19 protein-coding genes are annotated in these 21,280 nt (G+C 37.3%); 7 read left to right on the top strand and 12 right to left on the bottom strand.

Annotation, left to right across the window (positions count from 1 at the left end):
• Nucleotides 1–3 precede the first annotated feature (3 nt).
• On the top strand, nt 4–3,015 hold the full coding sequence (locus VB691_RS17390) for an FAD-binding and (Fe-S)-binding domain-containing protein (protein WP_323292774.1): 3,012 nt from the start codon (nt 4–6) through the stop codon (nt 3,013–3,015).
• Between the two features lie 92 nt (nt 3,016–3,107).
• Nucleotides 3,108–3,671 (top strand): Uma2 family endonuclease, encoded by a 564-nt coding sequence (locus VB691_RS17395; RefSeq protein ID WP_323292775.1) that lies wholly within the window; start codon nt 3,108–3,110, stop codon nt 3,669–3,671.
• A gap of 14 nt (nt 3,672–3,685) precedes the next feature.
• On the opposite strand, the gene VB691_RS17400 is transcribed toward VB691_RS17395, so the two are convergent.
• From VB691_RS17400 to VB691_RS17435, 8 genes are all read right to left on the bottom strand, one after another.
• Complete coding sequence (locus tag VB691_RS17400; protein ID WP_323292776.1) at nt 3,686–4,342, bottom strand: YggS family pyridoxal phosphate-dependent enzyme; 657 nt, start codon at nt 4,340–4,342, stop codon at nt 3,686–3,688.
• 5 nt (nt 4,343–4,347) lie between these two features.
• Entirely contained in the window at nt 4,348–4,617 is a 270-nt protein-coding gene (gene pipX / locus VB691_RS17405; RefSeq protein WP_323292777.1) for a transcriptional coactivator PipX, read from the bottom strand.
• Nucleotides 4,618–4,797: 180 nt separating this feature from the next.
• Nucleotides 4,798–6,114 carry an alkaline phosphatase PhoX gene (locus VB691_RS17410; RefSeq protein ID WP_323292778.1) on the bottom strand — a complete coding sequence of 439 codons (1,317 nt, stop codon included), beginning with the start codon at nt 6,112–6,114 and terminating at the stop codon, nt 4,798–4,800.
• A 154-nt stretch (nt 6,115–6,268) separates the two neighbouring features.
• Nucleotides 6,269–8,101, bottom strand: a complete 1,833-nt coding sequence (locus VB691_RS17415) for an ABC transporter ATP-binding protein (protein WP_323292779.1) — start codon at nt 8,099–8,101, stop codon at nt 6,269–6,271.
• Between the two features lie 78 nt (nt 8,102–8,179).
• The gene (locus VB691_RS17420) at nt 8,180–9,586 is read right to left on the bottom strand and encodes an amidase (protein ID WP_323292780.1); all 1,407 of its coding nucleotides are present in this window, start codon (nt 9,584–9,586) and stop codon (nt 8,180–8,182) included.
• 147 nt (nt 9,587–9,733) lie between these two features.
• Entirely contained in the window at nt 9,734–11,455 is a 1,722-nt protein-coding gene (gene lysS / locus VB691_RS17425) for a lysine--tRNA ligase (RefSeq protein ID WP_323292781.1), read from the bottom strand.
• A gap of 286 nt (nt 11,456–11,741) precedes the next feature.
• On the bottom strand, nt 11,742–13,391 hold the full coding sequence (locus tag VB691_RS17430; RefSeq protein WP_323292782.1) for a serine/threonine-protein kinase: 1,650 nt from the start codon (nt 13,389–13,391) through the stop codon (nt 11,742–11,744).
• Between the two features lie 330 nt (nt 13,392–13,721).
• Complete coding sequence (locus VB691_RS17435) at nt 13,722–13,931, bottom strand: hypothetical protein (protein ID WP_323292783.1); 210 nt, start codon at nt 13,929–13,931, stop codon at nt 13,722–13,724.
• 101 nt (nt 13,932–14,032) lie between these two features.
• Here VB691_RS17435 and VB691_RS17440 point away from each other — a divergent pair, with 101 nt between their 5' ends.
• From VB691_RS17440 to VB691_RS17455, 4 genes are all read left to right on the top strand, one after another.
• On the top strand, nt 14,033–14,554 hold the full coding sequence (locus tag VB691_RS17440) for a DUF1499 domain-containing protein (protein ID WP_323292784.1): 522 nt from the start codon (nt 14,033–14,035) through the stop codon (nt 14,552–14,554).
• Nucleotides 14,555–14,627: 73 nt separating this feature from the next.
• Entirely contained in the window at nt 14,628–15,767 is a 1,140-nt protein-coding gene (locus VB691_RS17445) for a class I SAM-dependent methyltransferase (protein WP_323292785.1), read from the top strand.
• 197 nt (nt 15,768–15,964) lie between these two features.
• Nucleotides 15,965–16,744 carry a DUF2092 domain-containing protein gene (locus VB691_RS17450; RefSeq protein ID WP_323292786.1) on the top strand — a complete coding sequence of 260 codons (780 nt, stop codon included), beginning with the start codon at nt 15,965–15,967 and terminating at the stop codon, nt 16,742–16,744.
• 45 nt (nt 16,745–16,789) lie between these two features.
• Nucleotides 16,790–17,641 carry a DUF6515 family protein gene (locus VB691_RS17455; protein ID WP_323292787.1) on the top strand — a complete coding sequence of 284 codons (852 nt, stop codon included), beginning with the start codon at nt 16,790–16,792 and terminating at the stop codon, nt 17,639–17,641.
• A 53-nt stretch (nt 17,642–17,694) separates the two neighbouring features.
• Here VB691_RS17455 and VB691_RS17460 read toward each other — a convergent pair whose 3' ends face one another.
• Entirely contained in the window at nt 17,695–17,916 is a 222-nt protein-coding gene (locus tag VB691_RS17460) for a hypothetical protein (RefSeq protein WP_323292788.1), read from the bottom strand.
• 200 nt (nt 17,917–18,116) lie between these two features.
• Nucleotides 18,117–19,376, bottom strand: coding sequence for an RNA-guided endonuclease TnpB family protein (locus VB691_RS17465; protein WP_323292789.1), 1,260 nt, complete (start codon nt 19,374–19,376; stop codon nt 18,117–18,119).
• A 52-nt stretch (nt 19,377–19,428) separates the two neighbouring features.
• Here VB691_RS17465 and VB691_RS17470 point away from each other — a divergent pair, with 52 nt between their 5' ends.
• Nucleotides 19,429–19,581: a hypothetical protein gene (locus VB691_RS17470; protein ID WP_323292790.1), complete on the top strand. Its 153-nt coding sequence runs from the start codon at nt 19,429–19,431 to the stop codon at nt 19,579–19,581.
• Between the two features lie 36 nt (nt 19,582–19,617).
• On the opposite strand, the gene VB691_RS17475 is transcribed toward VB691_RS17470, so the two are convergent.
• Together VB691_RS17475 and VB691_RS17480 are read right to left on the bottom strand one after the other, a co-directional pair.
• Entirely contained in the window at nt 19,618–20,841 is a 1,224-nt protein-coding gene (locus VB691_RS17475; protein ID WP_323292791.1) for a homocysteine biosynthesis protein, read from the bottom strand.
• On the bottom strand, nt 20,838–21,280 hold a 443-nt coding region (locus VB691_RS17480; protein ID WP_323292792.1), incomplete at its 5' end, for a transposase. The genes VB691_RS17475 and VB691_RS17480, both read right to left, overlap by 4 nt.

A 21,280-nucleotide genomic window follows, 5' to 3' on the forward strand; every position in this document is an offset into this window, starting at 1 on the left:
AATATGATTTCTAAACTTTCACCTCAAATAACCATTAATCAAACCATTGCTGATTTTTTAAGCAGTTTACAAGATACTCTATTTTCTGGAGATATTAAGGGTGATTTTGCTAACCGTTTAATTGCTTCAACTGATAACAGTATTTATCAAATTTTACCCCAAGCTGTTATATTTCCTCGTAGTATGCAAGATGTGATAGAGATTTTTAAATTAGCTAATGAATCTCAATTTGATTCTATTACTTTCTCTCCCAGAGGAGGAGGTACAGGCACGAATGGACAGTCACTTTCTCCTAGTATTATTATAGACTGTTCTAAATACATGAATCAGGTTTTAGAAATTAATTTAGAAGAAGAATGGGTAAGGGTTCAACCAGGCATAATATTAGACCAATTAAATCAAATTTTAGCTCCTCATGGACTGTTTTTTGCTCCTTCTCTGGCTCCTAGTAATCGTGCTACCATTGGGGGAATGATTAATACAGATGCAGCAGGTAAAGGTTCACGTATTTATGGTAGAACAAGCGATCATATTTTAGCTTTAACTTGGGTGTTATCTGATGGTACTTTTGGGACTTCTTCTCAAGTTAACTCCCAAAATTTAGAAGCGTTAAAACAACAGTCAGGAAGGTTAGGCAATATTTATAAACAAGTCGATAAAATTGTCACTGAAAAAGCTAATTTAATTACTGAAATATTCCCTAAATTAACCAGATTTATGACAGGCTATAACTTAGCTAAGGTTTATGATGAGCAGAGAAACTATTTTGATATAAATCGCATTTTATCAGGTTCAGAAGGTACATTATCTGTGATTACAGAAGCAAAATTAAAGTTAACAAAAATCCCGAAAGCAACTCAATTATTAGTGATTCATTATCAAAGTTTTGATGATGCGCTTGCTGATGCCGATCGCTTGTTACAATTTAATCCATCTGCTATAGAAACTATTGACGAAACCATTTTAGAATTAGCTAAAAAAGATAGTATCTTTCAAGAAGTTAAAGACTTCATCGGAGAAGCAAAAGCAATTAACTTAGTAGAATTTATTGGAGAAAATCAAGAAAACATAAATAAGCAAAATTGTCAATCAATTAAACAATTAAATAAACCAGGCATTATTAGCTATTATTTAACAGATAAATCAATCGAAATAAAACAATTATGGATGTTACGAAAAAAAGGAGCAGCTTTATTAGGAAGTATGCCAGGCGATCGCAAACCCATTCCTTTTATTGAAGATACCGCCGTTCCCCCTTCAAGTTTAGCAAATTATACCCGTGAATTTAAAGCATTATTGAACAGTTATAATCTTAATTATGCTATGTTTGGTCATGTAGATGTAGGGTGTCTTCATGTACGTCCCGCTTTAGATATGAAGTCTCCTGATGATGAAAAATTAATTAGAGAAATATCCGATAAAGTTGTCAATTTAGTCCGTAAATATGGGGGTGTAATGTGGGGGGAACATGGTAAAGGTTTCCGTAGTGAATATACAGCTTTATTCTTTGGAGAAGAACTTTATCAAGACTTACGAAAAATCAAATCAGTATTTGATCCTAAGAATAAATTAAACCCAGGAAAAATTGTCACTCCTTATGAAAGTTCAGATGAAATTGTTAAAATAGAATCAACCTTAAGGGGACAGTTTGATCGTCAAGTATCTCATCAGTTAAGAACCGACTATGAAGCTGCTTTTAATTGTAATGGAAATGGGGCTTGTTTTAACTTTAATCCTGATGAAATTATTTGTCCTTCTGCTAAACAAACCCGTGAACGTATTCATTCCCCAAAAGGAAGGGCAATGTTATTAAGAGAATGGTTAAGATTACTTTCAAAATCCGAACCTGTAGAGACGTTTAATGAAAGGTTTCTACTTCCTAAAAAAGTTTGGCATACTATCGAAAAATGGCGAGGAATAGAAGATTATTCTCATGATGTTTATGACGCAATGGAAGGGTGTCTTGCTTGTAAAGCTTGTGTTAGTGAATGCCCTATTCATGTTGATATTCCTTCCTTAAAGTCTCAATTCTTAAATCGTTATCATAGTCGTTATTTACGTCCCTTAAGAGACTATTTAATGGCCAATATAGAAACTTTAGCTTATTATCAATCTTTTGCTCCTAACTTGGTCAATTATTTGCTGCAAAATCCGTTAATATTGTGGTTAATAAAGCAAAGTTTAGGTATGGTTAATCCTCCTTTAATTAGTGTGAAAACCGTCAGACAAGAATTGTTCCCAAAAAAAGCCCCTCAATTTAGTTTACAAACCCTTCAAAACTTATCAATAGATGAGCAAAAAAATACGGTTATTTTAATTCAAGATGCCTTGACAAGTTTTTATGAATCAGACTTAGTTATTGATACTTATGAATTTTTACAGAAACTAGGCTACAATGTTTATATAGTTCCCTTTTTTATGAATGGAAAACCGTTACATTTGAAAGGATTTATAGCACAATTTGAGTCAATTGTCAATCAAAATATTGAAAACCTAAAATATTTAACTGAGTTGAATATTCCGATTATTGGAATCGAACCAAGTATGACAATAACCTATCGAGATGAAGCGGAAAAAATTGCCGAAACAAAAAATATTCTTAACCAAGTTCAACTAATTCAAGAATTCATCATAAACCAGGATAAACCCTTACCCAAAATCAATACATCAAATCCTTATTATTTATTAGGACATTGCCATGAAAAATCCCTCGCTTTTAACTCACAAAAACAATGGCAAACCATCTTTAAAAATATGGGAATTAACCTAAATTTAGTGTCTGTTGGTTGTTGTGGAATGGCGGGAATGTATGGTCATGAAGTTGAACATTACGAGAATTCTCAAGCAATATATAAAAGTAGTTGGCAACAACATTTACCCTTAAATATTGAAGATAGACCCTATTATTTAGCCACAGGATATTCCTGTCGTTCTCAAGTGCAAAGATTTTCAGAATGGACACCAAACCATCCCCTTCAAACTTTGAATCAATTAATTAAGACAATAGGCAAGTAATAAGACACTATTTTTATAAAATGTAACCGAATTGCCAACAGCTACAAAAACGTATAAAATAGAAGAATAATCTCAATAATAGTGAGTAGTTTATGACTGTTACAGTGGCCAATACAGTTAACTGGACAATTGCTGATTTAGAAGGATTACCGGAAAATAGCAACCGTTATGAAATCATTGATGGAGAATTATTCGTGACTCGCGCCCCCCATTTAGATCATCAAGATATTGCTGGTAATATTTATGCAGAATTAAGAACTTGGTCAAGAAAAAAAGGGTTAGGCAAAGCCTTTATTACCCCAGGAATTATTTTTTCTGAAACTGATGCAGTGATTCCTGATATTATTTGGATTAGTAACGAAAAACTGATTAAATTTACGGATAGTTCCGGTCATCTTACGGCAGCCCCAGAATTAATTATAGAAGTTTTATCAACTTCTGAAAAGGATATCAAAAGAGATCGCCAAACTAAGTTAAAATTGTATTCTATTCAAGGAGTTTCTGAATATTGGATCGCAGATCGTCAACAACAATTAATAGAAGTTTATCGTCGTGATCAGGGAATTTTAAAAAAAGTGATGACCTTGTATAGTTCAGATCAATTAATCAGTCCCCTATTACCCGATTTTAGCTGTCAGATTATAGAATTATTTTAGTTAAATAATAGCTTCTATTTTCTATCCCCAAAAATAATCCGTCCTAACCGTATCATTGTCGCTCCTTGTTGCACTGCAAGTAAATAATCATTAGACATTCCCATCGATAACTGTTCTAATTTTAACGAAGATTTTTGTGTAATTGCTTTCGCTAGTTCTCTTGTTTTGCTAAAAGTTTCTAAACATTCTTTTTCCGATAAACCCAAGGGTAAAATTGTCATCAACCCTTCAATTTTAAGGTATTGAAAAGCTTCTAACTTTGGTAAATCTTCCCAAAGTTCTGTCACTTGCCACCCATATTTATTCGGGTCAGGTAAAATTTTAACTTGTAAACAAACGCGAGGAGAAATAGAAGATTCTGCTGCCAATTCATCAAGATGTTGAGCTAACTTAAGACTATCAACAGAATGAATCCAATGAAAATGTTCTAACACTTTTTTAGCCTTATTCGTCTGCAAATGACCAATAAAATGCCAACAAATATCATTGTATTCCTGTAACTGTGCTTGTTTGTCTAACCCTTCTTGAAGACGACTCTCAGCAAAATCCCGAATACCAGCATCATAAGCTTCTTTAATTGCCTCAACAGGCATTTGTTTGCTAACAGCAACAAGACGAACTGAAGCCGGAATTTGATGGCGAATATAGTCAAGGTTTTGGGAAATCGTCATAAAACTTAAGGGAAACTCTGCTTATACATATCATAGAAATCTTTATAATCTTGGGGTGTCCCTAGACGGCGCAGATTACGCAACCGTTTTTCCACTAATAGCCTACCATCAGAGCGGCTAATCGGTTCTAAGGATGTATTTTGTGGTGTTGTTGTGACGATAAAAAATAACCGTTGAGCATACAGTGTCGTAAACAACTCTTGGTTATCATCAAGTACACACACACGATAGAGGAGTCCGAAAGTAGGATGATTAAAATAAATTTCGTTGCTCATTCTGTCTAGTCTTGCTTTTGTGTCAATAATAAACCCCTAGATACACTCAGACTAAAGGTTTGTTATCGTTTCTTAACAAATGTTTTTAGCCAGCTTGCCGAGTGGTGGGTGTTGGGGCAACATTAATTAATCAATATAATACTTATTTTTGATTGCTTATATCTTAGCACAATTCATCTATTATGCGCCAGGAATTTTTTGCCAATCTGCCCAAATTGCTAAGGTTAATCCTGGAGAATAAATATTAACAAACATGGTTTGACCATCAGGGGAAAAACACACTCCAGCAAACTCACTATTATTATAGGCATTACGGGCTAAACGATAACATTTTCCTTGGGGTGTTACTCCAATTAAAAACTGTTCTCCTGCCCCATCTTCACAAACTACTAAATCTCCAAAAGGAGCTAAGATTAAATTATCGGGATAATCTAAAATTTCTGCCCCAGGAGATTCCACAAATAAAGAGATAGTTTCCTTAGCCGGATTATAACGAAAAATTTGTCCTTTTTCTGCCATTCCCCCACTGGTACAAGTGAAATAAAACTCACCCTTTGCCAAACAAATACCTTCCCCTCTTTTAAAAATTGCTGCTCCTTTTTTTTGAGCTTCATAACGTAGAGTATCGTCATCAGGATCAACATTTTCAATCTGTACCCATTTGACCGATTTCGGTTGATTTAAAGGATAATTTTTGCTGGTATCAATGCGGGGCATTTCTGTAATTACTAATGCTTCTAAAATGCCTCCTGTTTTTAGATTTCCTGGTTCCTGGGGACGAAAACGATAGAAACAACTATCATTTTGATCTTCTGTTTGATAAATATAACCTGTTCTGGGATCAACTGCAATGGCCTCATGACGAAATCTTCCCATAGCAATTAAGGGAATTGGTTTTGCTATTTTTCCTTGAGAAGAAACTTCAAAATTGTAGCCATGTTTAACGGAAACATTGTCGGGATTTTCTTGAGAATTTAATTGGGGTGTTGAGATTTCTTCTTCACAACTAATCCAAGAATTCCAAGGAGTAGTACCCCCTGCACAATTGCGGTTTGTTCCTGCTAAAGAGACAAATTCTTTGGCTAAAGTTCGATTCTTATTAACAATTAAAGTTGTGGTTCCCCCTTGAGAAAAATGATCATATTTATGTTGTTTTGATGCCATAACTCCAGGAAATTCATGGGGACTTAATTCATGATTCCGAATTAAAATTATTTGTCCATTTTCTCCTGGAAATGCTGCCATCCCATCAAAACTTGTCGGGACAGAAGTACCATCACTCATAGGTTTTCCTACTTGAGAAATCACTTGATATTGCCATCCTTTGGGCAGATCTAAGATACCATTAGGATCGGGAATTAGCTGACCAAATTTTTCCGTTTTGGTTGTTTGTCCATTGGCCACACGAGTATAATAATTTTTGAGAGAAACAGCAGCGACTCCTGTGATTATGCTTATTCCTGCTAAGTTTAGAAAATTTCTTCTAGATAACACCATCTTAATTATCAATTATTGATAAACGCTAATCTTATTATACTTTTTCAGTGTAATATTACGACAGTTTGCGAGTTTATTCAATAGGGAGTAGGGGCAATTCATGAATTGCCCTTACATCAAGGATTTTTTTTGTCTTTTATTTTCAACTTTTAACTTATTCTCCATATCCCATCATTTGTAATTGATATAAACTGCGATATAATCCATTTTTATCTAATAATTCTTCGTGACTTCCTGACTCAATAATCTCTCCTTTTTTTAGTACGAAAATTCGATCAACATCCCGAATAGTTGAAAGTCTGTGAGCGATAATAATGGCTGTTCTATTAATTAATAAATGGTTTAAAGCTTCTTGAATTAAGGCTTCTGTTTTGACATCTAAATTAGCTGTTGCCTCATCTAAAATTAAGACATGAGGATGACGAATTGCTACCCGTGCAAAGGCTAATAATTGTTTTTGTCCCCCTGATAAATTGGTTCCTCTTTCCCGTAATTGGGTATTATATCCTTGGGGAAGTTCTTCAATAAAACGATCAACATTTGTTAATCTTGCTGCTTCTTTTACTTCTTCTAAGGAATAATCTTCTCCTAATGTAATATTGCGCTGAACATCGCCAGCAAACAAAAAACTTTCTTGTAAAATAAGTCCCACATATTGACGTAAATCATTTTTAGAAATCTCCCGAATATCAACTCCATCAATCAAAATTCTGCCCTGACTTGGTTCATGAAGGCGGGATAAAAGACGAATAATTGAACTTTTTCCTGCCCCTGTTGGCCCCACTAAAGCAACCTTTTCCCCTGGTGAAATAGTAAAGTTTAATCCTTTGAGAACAAACTCATCTGGTTTATAACCAAACCAAACATTATCAAAACAAATTTCTCCAACTTTTTCTTGATCTTTGCGACTCAATAAAAATTGAATATCTTGCTCTGATTCTTTGATTTCAATGGGTTCTTGCATTAATTCTGTAATCCTTTCAATTGCAGTAAAACCAGCTTGAAACATGGTAAATTTATCCGCAAATTGACGCAATGGATTAAACAAACGTTGAGCATATAAAATAAAAGCAGAAAGGGTTCCAAAAGAAATAGTATTATTAGTAATAAAAATTCCCCCTAACCAAATTACACAAGCGATCGCTATTAAACTAATCCATTCTAAAGTAGCAGAAACAGCAGAATCATAAAAAATAGTTTTATCCGTTGCTTGGCGATAATCTTGATTAATCACCCGAAACAATTCACTATTAAACCGTTCCCGTCGAAATAATTGCACCACATTAATGCCTACAATATTTTCTTGCAGCATGGAATTAAGATCTGATAATTTCTCCCTTGATTTATAATTTGCTTTCCGATATTGCCCTTGAAAATATACAATTAATCCTGCAATGGGAATTATCATTAATAACAACATTAACGCCAATTTCACCTCTAGGGTAAACATTGTTAGAATAATTACTAAAATATAAATTGCATCACTAATAACCCCAATGGCCCCACTAGCAAAAACATCCCCCAATGCTTCAACATCACTGGTTAAACGAGTCACTAAACGTCCCACAGGAGTCCGATTAAAAAAACTGGTTCCCAAAGACATCACATAGGTAAACAAATTTTCTCGAATTTCTGCCGTAATATTTTGCCCTAATTGTTGAACAATATACCCTTGAAAAGAAGTACAAATCAAACGAATAACAATGGTTATTAGTAAAAGAAGGCTCAAAAATTGTAGTCCTTTGGCCACAGAAATCTGTTCTAAAAATCCCCAAGTAGACTCTTGACGTAAGACAGAAATCGCCTGTCCAATAATTAAGGGTTGTATTGCACCCGCAACCGTTAGGGGTACTAATAACACCAGGGAGAGCAATAATAAACGGGGATGACGACGCACATAAGGCAATAACTTTAAGATCAGGCCGCCATCACTTTCATGAATACGGTTGACAGATTTGGCAGAATGTGTAGGGGAAGAAACAGCCATAGTAAGGATTGAAGATCATTAATCACTGTTACTTAAGTTAACATTTTGCCGTCTGTAGGGGTAATTCATGAATTACGGTTAATTAACCAAGGGTGGGATCAAAAACTGGCGATCGCAGACCTTTTCTAACTGGGCCGCTACCCGTATTAAAGTCAACTCATCGGCGGGTTTTCCCACTAATTGAACCCCCACAGGTAAACCCTTCTCATCTTGTCCCATAGGCAAGGTAATGGCGGGTAAACCACTGGCATTAAAGGCGGGACAAGGGGCTACCCAATGCTGAATTTTGACTAAGGTTTCTTCGGGGGATAAATTCGCCCATTCTCCAACTTTGATCGGTTGATGTAAATAAACAGGCAAAACTAACAGATCAAAATGATCAAAAAATGCAACAATTTTACGGGAAATAAGCTGCATTTGACGGACTGCCTGTAAATATTCCCCTGCACTTCCGGCCTGTTCTTTTAACCAATAATTAAGAGGACTCAAGGCTTCATCAGGAAGTCCCGCCGCCCCTACTCCTGCTTGCCAAACCTTTATAAACGGGTCGATCAATTCTTCAATGGAAGGACATCCCATTTCTAAATTATGCCCCATCGCTTCTAATAATTTAACCGCCTGTTCAACTGCCTCTTTAATGACGGGTTCCGCCTTATTAAACGGGGGAACATCATAAGCATAAGCAATTTTTAGGGGAGGTGAAACCTGTTTTGTCGCCATTAAAAAGGTAATTTCGGGGGACGGCAACCAATAGGGATCACCTGTAATATAACCAGACATCACATCTAATAAGGCCGCAGCATCAGCCACAGTTCGGGCCAAGGGGCCATTACTGGAAATGCCGCTTTGATAGTCTCCTACTGGGGCATGGGAAATCCTTCCCTTAGCGGGTTTTATGCCCACTAAGCCACAACAAACCGCCGGGCCACGAACTGACCCACCTCCGTCGGAACCTTGGGCAATGGGGCATAAACCCGCAGCTACGGCGGCCGCGGCCCCACCGCTTGACCCCCCGGCTGTGTAGTCTGGGTTCCAGGGGTTACGGGTTGGGGGAAAGCCTGGGGGTTCTGTGTAAGGGAATGATCCCAGTTCAGAAGTGGCGGTTTTGCCCAGAATAATGAACCCTGCCCCTTTTAAACGCATTGTTACCCCATCATCATAGTCAACTATGTTGTTTTTTAGGGCAGGAACTCCATAGGTGACGGGCATTCCTGCTACTGCGTTGAGATCTTTGATGGCTGTGGGAACCCCAAAAAATGGGGGCAGCAATTTGAGATCAGGTGTATTAATTAATTGTTCGGTTTTGGTTTTGGCATCAGCTAGGGCCATGTCTGCGGCTACAGTGAAAAAACTACCGAGTTGGGAGTCATAGCGGGCGATGCGATCGAGGTACAATTGGGTTAATTCTAAGGGGGAAATTGTGCGATCGCGGATTAGTTGGGCCAATTCTAAAGCAGGTTTAAAGGCTAATTCAACGGAATTCATGGTGGGGGTTAGGGAGGGATGGTTAATATTGCTAGAATAAACAATTTTCGTAGGTTGGGTTGAGGAACGAAACCCAAAAAAACCTTTGTGTTGGGTTTCACTATCGTTCTACCCAACCTACCTTTATCTTAACCGACTAGCCTTGGACTAAATTTCTCGATCAAAGCCAAATTTGTCCCGAATTTCGGCATTAAAATACTGTCCTTTTGAGGGAGTTTTTTCTAACTCTTTATACACCGCTTCTGGTACGTCATTATATTTGTAAATACTCCCGTTAACAAATTCAACTTTAAGGATTTTTTTGTCGCCATCATAGTCAAAAGATTTAAGGGCAGCACTCTGACTTTTTAGCAGAGGAAAGGCAATTACATCCCGAATACTTGCCGAATCTGTTAATAACATAATTAGGCGATCAATGCCAATTCCTAAGCCTCCGGTGGGGGGCATTCCATATTCTAAAGCAGTTAGGAAATCTTCATCTACACTATGGGCCTCTAAATCTCCGGCTGCTTTTTGGGAAGCTTGTTCTTCTAATCTTTGTCGTTGATCAATGGGGTCAGTTAATTCTGAAAAACTATTGGCTAATTCTCGACCTACAACATATAATTCAAAGCGTTCTACTAATCCTTGTTTGCTGCGATGGGGTTTAGCTAAAGGTGAAATTTCTACAGGAAAATCCAGAATAAAAGTAGGTTGAATTAGGGTAGATTCAACGGTTTGTTCAAAGGCTTCATTGAGTAATTTACCAAGGGAAGTACAGTTATCAGGAATGGCTAAACCTGCTTTTTCCATCGCTTTTTTTCCTTCTTCTAAGGTCTTAAATTGATCAAAATCTAAGCCACTTTTCTCTTTAACAATATCGTGCATTGTTACCCGTCGCCAAGGGGTTGATAAGTCAATTTTTTCCTCTTGATAAGTAATATTTAATGTGCCTAAAACTTCTTTCGCTGCTGTGGTAATAATCTCCTCAGTTAGCCTCATCATATCATTATAATCTGCATAAGCTTGATATAATTCAATGGAAGTAAATTCAGGATTATGTTTGGTAGAAACCCCTTCATTACGAAAGATTCTGCCCATTTCAAATACTTTTTCAAACCCACCTACAATTAAGCGTTTGAGATGTAATTCTGTGGCAATTCTGAGATATAAATCCATCTCTAAGGTGTTATGATAAGTAATGAAAGGTCGCGCCTCTGCTCCCCCTGCTTCTGATTGTAAAACTGGGGTTTCTATTTCAATAAATCCCTGTTGATCTAAGTAGCGACGAATAGAAGCCGTAATCTCAGCCCGACGGCGAAAAGTTTGCCTAACTTGGGGGTTAACAATTAAGTCTACATAACGCTGACGATAACGTTTTTCTGTATCTGTTAACCCATGCCATTTATCCGGTAAAGGTAACAGAGATTTTGTCAAAATAGTATATTCTTTTACCTTAACAGAAAGTTCTCCTTTTTCTGTTCTTTTAATGATTCCTTTGACTCCAATAATGTCCCCAGTATCGGTTAACTTTTTGAGGTGATCAAAGGCATTTTCCAGATCACTCATGTAATCTTGAATTTCTTTTTTATCTAAATATAATTGAATGGTTCCCGTTTCATCTTGTAGACTAAAGAAAGCCAATTTTCCAAAGACACGACGGGCGATAATTCTACCCGCGATCGCCACATCTACCTCAATTTCTTCCCCATCTTTAAGACTTTTATATGTATCTTGTAATTGTGCCGCATTATGGGTAGATTCCCATTGATAAGCATAAGGGTTTAACCCTAATTCTTTCAACTGTTCAACTTTTTCAAGACGGGTAGCACGAATTTCTTCTAAACTAGAGGTAGATTGGGGTTCTCGTTGAGGTTGATTGGAAGACATTGTTAAAATAACTCAAAAAAAGCCAAAAAAGATTAAGCTATGGTCAAATCAGGTTTAACCCGATTAACCCAGATTTTTATTATAACTGATTAATTCACCTGGATCAGTAAATACTTTATTATTTTTTAGCATCTGATAGAAACCCTTTTAAATCATGATCGATCATTGATTCTTCACCTTAATTTATAGCAAGTAAAAGCAGTAATTTTGTCTGGATAGATAAACCAGAAATCATAATTTCAGCCATTTAAAAATCAATAAATGAACAATAATACTCAAAAATATCTTACCAAAATCCCCGTTTCCCGCTAGGCATAACAGTTCGCCAATTAGTTTTAGCCAGAGAGATTTGAGCCTCAGTAATTTGGGCCGAACTCAAATCAACGCCACAGAGATTTGCCCCTTGTAAATTAGCATATTTTAAGTTTGCCCCACAGAGATTTGCTCCCCTTAAATCAGCCCCATTTAAGTTAGCATAACCCAGATAAGCCTCACTCAAATTAGCATTTTTCATACTCGCCTGACTTAAATCAGCCCTTCCTAAATCAGCACGAGATAATTCTGCCCCTTGTAAATTAACACGACTCAATTTAGACTCATAACAATTAATACTAGGTAAAAACGCTTTGGCCAAATTCAGTTCATTTAATTCTTGATTAGCAAAATCTCGTCGTCCTTTTTCATAAGCAGCTAATAGGGTTTTTTCCTGCCATTTCTTCTCTTTCTTAGCAGAAGATGCTTCCTTTGAGGTAGTCGAAGCATTGCTGCGACGACGACTACCCCCTTGTCCTTGAGCAATATTATAACTAACATTAGCCGCAGGACTCATCCCCTCCTCTACAGAAGTCGAAACAGCGCGTCCCAACTCTGTAGACACAGCAGAAACCGCACTGCTTTGAGAGATATTAGTGTTAGTAGATTTAGAAAAACGGTTAGTAGTTGGCGAGGGAGTGATTATCCCTGTTGTTGGAGCAGGGGAAGAAGTATTAAACCCTGTAATCATCGTCGTCATGCCATCTTGCATCCCCTGTTCATAGGGGGCCATGGCCATGGCATCTAAAACCTCTTGAGCCGACTTGTAGCGATGTTTAACGGATACCTCTAACATTTTTTTGAGAACCTTAGACAAAGAGTCACTAATATCAACGTAGGGTTCCCAGGCAATTTCGCCCGTTTCCGGGTCACAACCAATATCTTTAGGGGTTTTCGCTGTCAATAAGTAAACACAGGTGACACCAACCGCATAAATATCACTGGCATAAACAGGGCGCATGGCCATTTGTTCCGGGGGAGCAAAACCTGCTGTCCCTACCGCAAAGGCAGTAAAAGCCGTTTGTGCCGAGGCATTACCGGCCACCATCGAGTTAACTTGGTTTTTAACCGCACCAAAGTCGATTAATACCAGTTTACGGTCTTTTTGATTGCGAATGAGGTTAGCAGGTTTAATGTCGCGATGAATGACTTTCTGGGAGTGAATATATTGCAGAATGGATAAGAGTTCCGTCAAAAATTGCTTAATTCCGGCTTCGCTGAAGGGGCCTTTTTTCTTGATCTCTTGATGAAGATTGTAGCCCTTAACATATTCTTGAACCAGGTAAAATTCCTGATTCTGTTCAAAGAAATCCAATAATCGAGGGACTTGAGGATGATTTCCCACAATTCCCAAGGTATGGGCCTCTCGCTCAAATAATTCCTTTGCCATTTTATAGACTTGGGGATCATCGGTTGCTGGCCGTAATTGTTTTACCACACAAATTGGATTCCCTGGCAGGGAGAGATCAGCTGCCCCAAAGGTTGCACCAAAGCCGCCTTTTCCTAGAATGCCTAGGGGTTGATAGCGGTTGTTTAATCGCAGTTGAGAGCCACAGGATTGACAAACCTGGACATTATTGGGGTTTTTCGGTTGGGCGCAAGACGGGTTTACACAGTAGCTCATTCAATCTCACCGATGTCACATTTTGGACTTTGACCAATCGGATTCAAAAGCGGTCAAGATTACCGAAGTTTAGTCATCTAGTTTTAATATTCCCTAACTTTCTCCAAAAGTAACAGGTGGGTGAGCAGAAAGGATGATGAGGTGATGGGAAAATTGTCTCCTCAAATCCTCACCTCCTCACTCCTTAAGGCATTCGCCCTGCCTATTACTCAGATCTTGCACCAACACCGAAAAGCTAAAAAAATCCGATTTTAAAACCGTAAAACCCTGATTTTTAGTTAAAATTTAGGCAAAAGATCGGATTTTTGTCTCAGGCGCAAGATCTGAGTATTACTCGATAGAAATGGTCTGAGGCCCTGAACCATTATCTTTGGTATTGTCTGTGTAGGCAAAGTTGGTTAGTCCTTGTTTTTGGAGCCAACCTTTTAAGGGATCTTCTGACAGTTTGAGTTTAAGCGCACCTGAAACAATTCCTCCGGTAAAAGCTAGGGGTTGCTGTACAAATTCTTTGACAATTGGCTGTAATTCGTCGAGGAACATTTTAAACCTCCTTGTTTAATTCAGATCTGGGGTGAATAATGCCCCCTTTAAATGTTAAGTTAATTTAAGCTAATCGGATACTGTTGAGTCATTATTTTCCTATGTCTGTCACTAAAGATACATCAAAATCTATGAATCGTGGGCTATTAACCACAATTATTTTGTTCGGAATTGTCATTATTTGGATCGGTGCTAGACTTATTTTTCCTGATATTCCTACCATTTTTGCGGGGACAAAACCGGATAATTTAGGGTTCAATAATGGACAATTAGCTCCTTGTCCCATGACTCCTAATTGTGTTAATTCTCAAAGTAAAGATGCTGAACATTCGATCAAATCTTTATCCTATCAAGGGGATAGTGTAAATGCGATCGCTAAGCTAAAAACCATTATTAATCAAGAAAAAGGGAGTCAAATTATTTCAGAAACGGATAATTATCTTTATGCTCAATTTACGAGTCCTTGGATGGGATTTGTTGATGATGTTGAGTTTTATGTAAATCCAGAAAAAGGAACAATTGAAGTGCGATCGGCTTCTCGTTTAGGGGAATCTGATTTAGGGGTAAACCGTCAAAGAATTGAACAAATTAGAGAGGCATTTAAAACGACTGTAGGGGCATAATAATATTATGCCTTCCTTATGATCTACGGGCTTAACATTGTTAAGCCCCTACTCAATTTATCAGATAATTACTATGCAGTTTATTATTGAAGCAATTAAACAATCTCCGAATCATTGTATTACTTTTGCGGATTATATGAATTTAGTTTTATATCATCCCCAAGAAGGTTATTATAGTTCTGGCCAGGTTAAAATTGGTTCTCAAGGTGACTTTTTTACTGCTGCTTCTTTGGGATCAGATTTTGGGGAATTACTAGCCAATCAATTTATAGAAATGTTTGATATTTTAGATGGAAAAGATACATTTACGTTAATTGAAGTTGGCGCAGGTTCAGGAATTTTAGCCCTAGATATTCTTGCTTATTTACAGAAACATGATCAGAATTTTTATGACAAAGTTAATTATCTTATTATTGAAGAAGCACCGGGGTTAATTGAGCAACAAAAAACCTTACTTAAAGATTTAGATAAAGTGACTTGGAAATCTTGGGAAGATATTACTGATGACTCAATTATTGGCTGTATTTTTAGCAATGAATTAATTGATGCTTTTCCTGTACATCAGGTAGTCATTCAAAATCAAATCTTAAAAGAAGTATATGTTACTTTAGTAGATAATCAACTTCAAGAAGTAATTCAAGATTTATCAACCCCTAAATTATTAGACTATTTTCAACTAATTGAGCTTGATTTTCCTAACAATACTTATCCTGATAATTATCGAACAGAGATAAATTTTAAAGCATTAGATTTGTTGGAAATTGTCTCTAATAAACTTAAGAAAGGCTATTTATTAACCATTGATTATGGCTATAATGCTCCTAAATATTATCATCCACAACGCTATCAAGGTACATTAAAATGTTATTATCAACATCGTCATCATCATGATCCTTATATCAATATTGGACAACAAGATATTACGGCTCATGTTGATTTTACGGCTCTAGAAAAACAGGGAAAATTGTTAGGACTAGAAACATTAGGATTAACAGAACAAGGATTATTTTTAATGACATTAGGATTAGGCGATCGCTTATCAGAATTATCTAATGGGAACTATACTTTACCAGAAATTTTCAAACGTAGAGATGCTTTACATCAATTAATTGATCCGACAGGGTTAGGAGGATTTAAAGTATTAATTCAAGGAAAAAACTTGACTGAAAAACAAAAGTCACAAACATTAAAAGGATTAAATCAACCTTTTTGATTTGTCTAAATTTGTATATCATTGCTTAAAAAATTTTTATAAATAGAACATCTTTTTAAGTTGTAAGGTATAATTATGATTAGAATAGCTTACTAAGCCCAGTACAAGTCTTGCTTGTGACAGCCTAGAAGGCTGTGTTACCAATTTACATCTCAAGCATCTACTAATAGAAGCACTAGATAGGTTTTATTAAGATAATGAAACATTTTAAAATTATTCTTTGTTTATTAATAACTGGTGGCAGTTTGTTTTTGAATCCCATCTTAACTGTGGCTCAATCTCAAACATCTCCTACTTTACCTACAACCGGAATAAAAACAACTGATGAACTTTTAAACAAATTCTGTAATTTTCTTAAAGAGCAATCAACTTTTACGGTTGAAATAGATATTACCTATGATAATGTTTTGCAATCTGGGGAAAAAGTTCAATACAGTGCTTACCAACAAGTTTGGGTAAATAAACCCAATCAACTGCGTTCAGATTATGTTGGTGATCAACGCAATACCAGCTTTTATTATGATGGAAAAACCTTCACATTATTTAACCCAAACTTGAATCTTTATGGAACAAAACCTGCGCCTTCTAACCTAGATGAAGCCGTGAATAATGTTCAAGAAAAATACGGTATTACTATTCCTATGTCTAACTTATTTGTTAGTGATCCTTGTAATGCTATTAAATCAGAAATTCAAACATCTTTGTATCTGGGAGCTAATTTAGTGAATCGTGAACCAACTTATCATATTTTGTTGGTTGGAGAGACTAGAAATATTCAACTATGGATTAGTCAACAGGAACCATTTGTACCGCTTAAAGCAATTATTACTTACAAAGATTTGCCAGAATTTCCACAATATACGGCTATATTTTCTAATTGGAATTTTAAGCCAGAAATCAGTGATAATACTTTCACTTTTAGCCCATCTAAAGATACATTTAAGATTGAGTTTTTGCCTTCTGATGAGGGAAATTAAAATCAAATAAAAGTTGCATTTTAGCACTAACAAGGAGATAAAATCATGAAACGTTTTTTCCGTCAATCTTTAATTACTTTTGTGGCTATTCTATTAGCGACCAGTTTACTATCAGTAGATGCAACCTACGCCCAACGTCGCGGAGGTGGTAGTCGTGGGGGAGGTGGTAGCTATCGCGGTGGTGGGGGTGCATCTTCTAGAGTTAATAGTAATGTCAATTTACAAAATCGTGGTAATTTTAATGGGTCGCGTTCCTCTGAACGTTCTATAAACTCTCAAACCCGTCAAGGAAACCAACAAACTCGACAAGGTAATATTCAAGGAAACCAACAAACTCGACAAGGTAATATTCAACAGAACCAACAAACTCGTCAGGGAACTCAGCAGGAACGTCAAACTGAACGAACTGAGAGGACTGATACCCGTCAGCAACAACAGACAGACAGAACTAATACCCGTCAACAACAACAGACAGACAGAACCAATACTCGTCAAGAACAAAGCACAAACAGACAACAAAATCGACAAGATTTTATTGATGATAATTATTATAGAGGTGGCTGGTATGGGGGGGGTTATTATGTTCCTGCGGCTTGGGGTTGGGCAGGTTTGGCAACGGGTTTAGCCATTGGTGCTAGTGTTGCTTCTCCTCCTCCTTATTACGACACAGTTTCTGTGGGTTCTACCTCTTACATTTATTCAGATGGCATCTATTTTGAACCCAGTGGCAGTTCTTATGTCGTGGTTGCGCCCCCTTCTGGTGCGGTAGTTTCCTACTTACCAGAAGGCTGTAGCCAAACTCAGGTTAATAATACTGTTTACTATAGTTGTAGTGACATTTATTATGAGCCATTCTATCAGAATGGCAGTACGGTTTATCGAGTTGTAAAATTATAAAAAAACCAGTCCAAGGAATTAACTTGAACTGGGGTTTAGGGGGATCTTCAAAATTAAAATTCTGAATCAGAGTCTCCATATTCATCATCTTTTAATTTACGTTGTTGTTGAATTGATTCTTGAAACGCACCAATGACAAACCCTAATGCTGCACCACCAATCAGGAAAATGGGTTTCCGTTGTTCTCGTTGGGCTATTTTTGTCAATGCTAAGCCAAACATAGCACCAATGAGTGCTGTCATAATTCCGGCAAAAATAACTTTTCTAATATTCATAAACGGCGTGATTAATTATTAATTTAGCTTACATAAAAACGAAAGAATAAATCAACAATAAAATTGTACCAACAAACAGAAGATGATTCATCAAATCATTAAACGTCCATTTTTTAAACATTTTGGTAATTTGCTCCGAAGTTAATGGTCAATGTTGACATCCTCCCGCGCCCTCCGCTACGCTAAAGGGCGGGGATTCCCTAAAACAAGCTTAATTGCTTATATTTAGGGGTGGTTGACGCTTCACAGGATACTGCTATCTTAGCGACAGTCTTATGTCTTCCTCCACGTCCGTTTTTCGTCTCAGAATGCCCTTCTGCGACACTTAAAATATTTTTTGAAGCGTTAATATCTCTATCGTGAATACTATTACAAAAAAGGCAAGTCCACTCTCTTACTGAGAGTTCTTTTTTACCTCCTTTTTCTCCACAACAAGAACAGATTTGAGAAGTTGGTTCCCATCGATTAATTACCCTAACGTCTCGTCCATACATTTCACCTTTAGCTATTAGCATAGTCCGAAAACTACGCCACCCCAAATCTGAAATTACACGAGAAAGTTTACGGTTTTTAACCATTCCACTGACATTCAAATCCTCTAAGGCTATTGTTTGGTTTTCACGAATTAGCTTAGTTGATAGTTTGTGTAGAAAATCAGTTCTAATGTCAGTTATTCTTGCGTGTAATTTAGCTACCTTTTTTCTAGCTACTTCACGTCTTTTACTCCCCTTTTCTTTGCGTGATAGGTTTCTTTGAAGCTTTCTTAATCGCTTAAGATTAGACTTTAATGGTTTAGGTGATTTAATCTTTTCACCATTACTTAAAGTAGCAAAATCAATGATTCCTAAGTCTACTCCTATTGAAGCTGAGCGGAGCCGAAGCTTCAACACCGAGCGTAGTCGAGGTGTTGAGTTATTACTAGGTTGCAGTGGTGCAGGATTAACTTCACAGACAAAACTGAGAAAATACCTGTCTGCACTATCTTTAATTACAGTTACAGATGATGGTTCAGATGGTAATTCCCTACTCCAAACTATCTTTAATTTACCTATTTTAGCTAGGTAAACATTATGTTGATTGACCTTAAAACCATTATTAGTAAATTTAGCCGACTGTTTAGATTTACGCTTTTTAAACCTTGGTGGCTTAACTTTCCTTCCTTTTCTTTCACCCTTACAAGACTTGAAGAAATTAGAATAGGCTTGCTCTAAATCTCTCAAAGTTTGTTGCAAAGGAACGGCAGAAACGTCCCCTAACCAAATCTTTTCTTCTGTCTTTTTGAGTTCAGTTAAACGACTAGAAAGCTGCTTACTATCTGGTTTTTTATTTCCCTCTCTATACTCTTGTTGGCAATGAGCTAAGGCATCATTGAACACTACTCGACAACAACCGAACAGTTTGGCTAAATGCCACTTCTGTTGGTTTGTCGGATAGATTCTATAGCGATACCTTTGTTTCATTGATTTAACTCAATTTTAATGTATACTCTGATTATAGAGTTTTAGCTAGAGTATGTCAAGACCTAAGAAAATCCAATTTAATGTTAATGAGCGCGAATATGAGACGCTCAAAGAATATGCTGAATACCTCAATATTTCAATGGCTGAGGTTTTAAGAGACTATATTAAATCCCTAGAAAGCCGTCCTAAAGGGACGGGGTTTTAAACCCAATTTTCCGATAAACGAGAAGGAAGAATTTGCTCAATCTAATGTCATTTGAGATCCCCATAAATCTTGGGCCATAAATGTCCGATCTTTGGGTAAAGATGCAACAGGCTCAGTTAGGGTAAATTGTCCATTTTCTATCCAAGTTTTCAGTTCTTGGGCCACCTTTCGAGAAAGAGCTAAACTAGCTAAAGGTGCAACTCGGACGCTTTTCCCTTCTATGGTCATACGACCCGTTTTTAATTGAGCATAACTCACTAATCCAAAAGTAGGCCGCACCCGACGAGGAATGGAAAAATCCACCACTGGGGCCACAATTTCTTGATCTCCAATAGCGCAATGTTCAATCACTTTGGGATTTAAAACCGGAAAAGGAATACCCACCCCTAACATTAAAGAGGGGCCATAATGATGAAAATAACAACCCCTCACCCATTGAGAAGACATGGCTTTTGCATCTCCAATTAAGGCCAAAGTTGCCGCAGGGCCAATAGGAGTCCGGTTAGCAAGACGTTTTTGTAAAGGAAAATGTTGAGTACCTTCCCAAGCAATATAACCCACTCCCCCCCCCAAAAAAATGCGACTTCCGATCCCAATTAAATCTAAATCAGGATCATTAAATAAGGGCGCGATCGCCCCTGGATTAGAATAAACTGCATTGCCTAAATCTGGTTGTAGGGGGCCAAGATAGGTATAAAGGGGACGCTCACCACCATTAACCCCCACAATGAAGTTTTGATAAAGGTTACGAGGATTATATAAATAAAATTGATTAATAGTTTTGCGGGTAATGCTTGTGTCAAAAGACGCTCTAGGATAGCAGTCTGTCACTTGGCCAATAGCTTTGAGACTGACAGGTTTTCCCGCAATTAAGTCTTCAATCACATGACCGCCGCCCCGTTCTATATTGACATTTCCCTGACGGTTATCAGTTTCGGTCATCTCACCAATGGCCTTATAGTCTACCATGGCCGTGGCCCCAATATATAAATCTACTGCCCCAAAGCCCGCATAAGCGGGAACCCCATCTAACCAACATTGACGAATTTTGATGGGGGGATCAGTATGGCCCAGGTTAATCATGGCCCCTGATGACTCCATGGGTTCAAAGGTTCCCGTACAGATGACATCTACTTCTTGAAACGCTTGAGAAACACCAATATCTTGAACTTTAGCTTTTAGTTCTTCTACTGTCCAAACAATGGCTTTTTGCTGACGAATTTTTTCGTTAATTTCTGGAATAGTACGCTTGACACTCATCCCGTTAAGCTCCTATCGTCGCTGTAACGGGAGATTCTTAAATTCACATTTAAGAGTTTCTGCTTCACAGACTCTTGGCTAGACATCGCTGCCCCCGCTAGACCGTCTCCACAGACATTTTCTAATACGCTATGCCCTAGCGCACTTCGACTATGCTCCCTTCGACTAAGCTCCCTTCGGCTTGGCTCAGGGCAAGCAGGGCAAGCAGTGTGAACATATTCTTCTACACCACGATTTCTAATGACTTGTGCGGCTGCTACATCTCGATGTGTTTTGTAACCACACCCAGAACAATTATGTTCTCTGTCAGACAATAATTTTTTGCCTGTATGAAAACCACAATTAGGACAAATTTGTGATGTATAATTCTTATCAACTTTGGCGACAAAAACATCACGTTTCCAAGCTACCCAGTTGAGAATGGTAACAAATTGTCCAA

Source organism: Crocosphaera sp. XPORK-15E, assembly GCF_034931425.1.
Taxonomy (GTDB): domain Bacteria; phylum Cyanobacteriota; class Cyanobacteriia; order Cyanobacteriales; family Microcystaceae; genus UHCC-0190.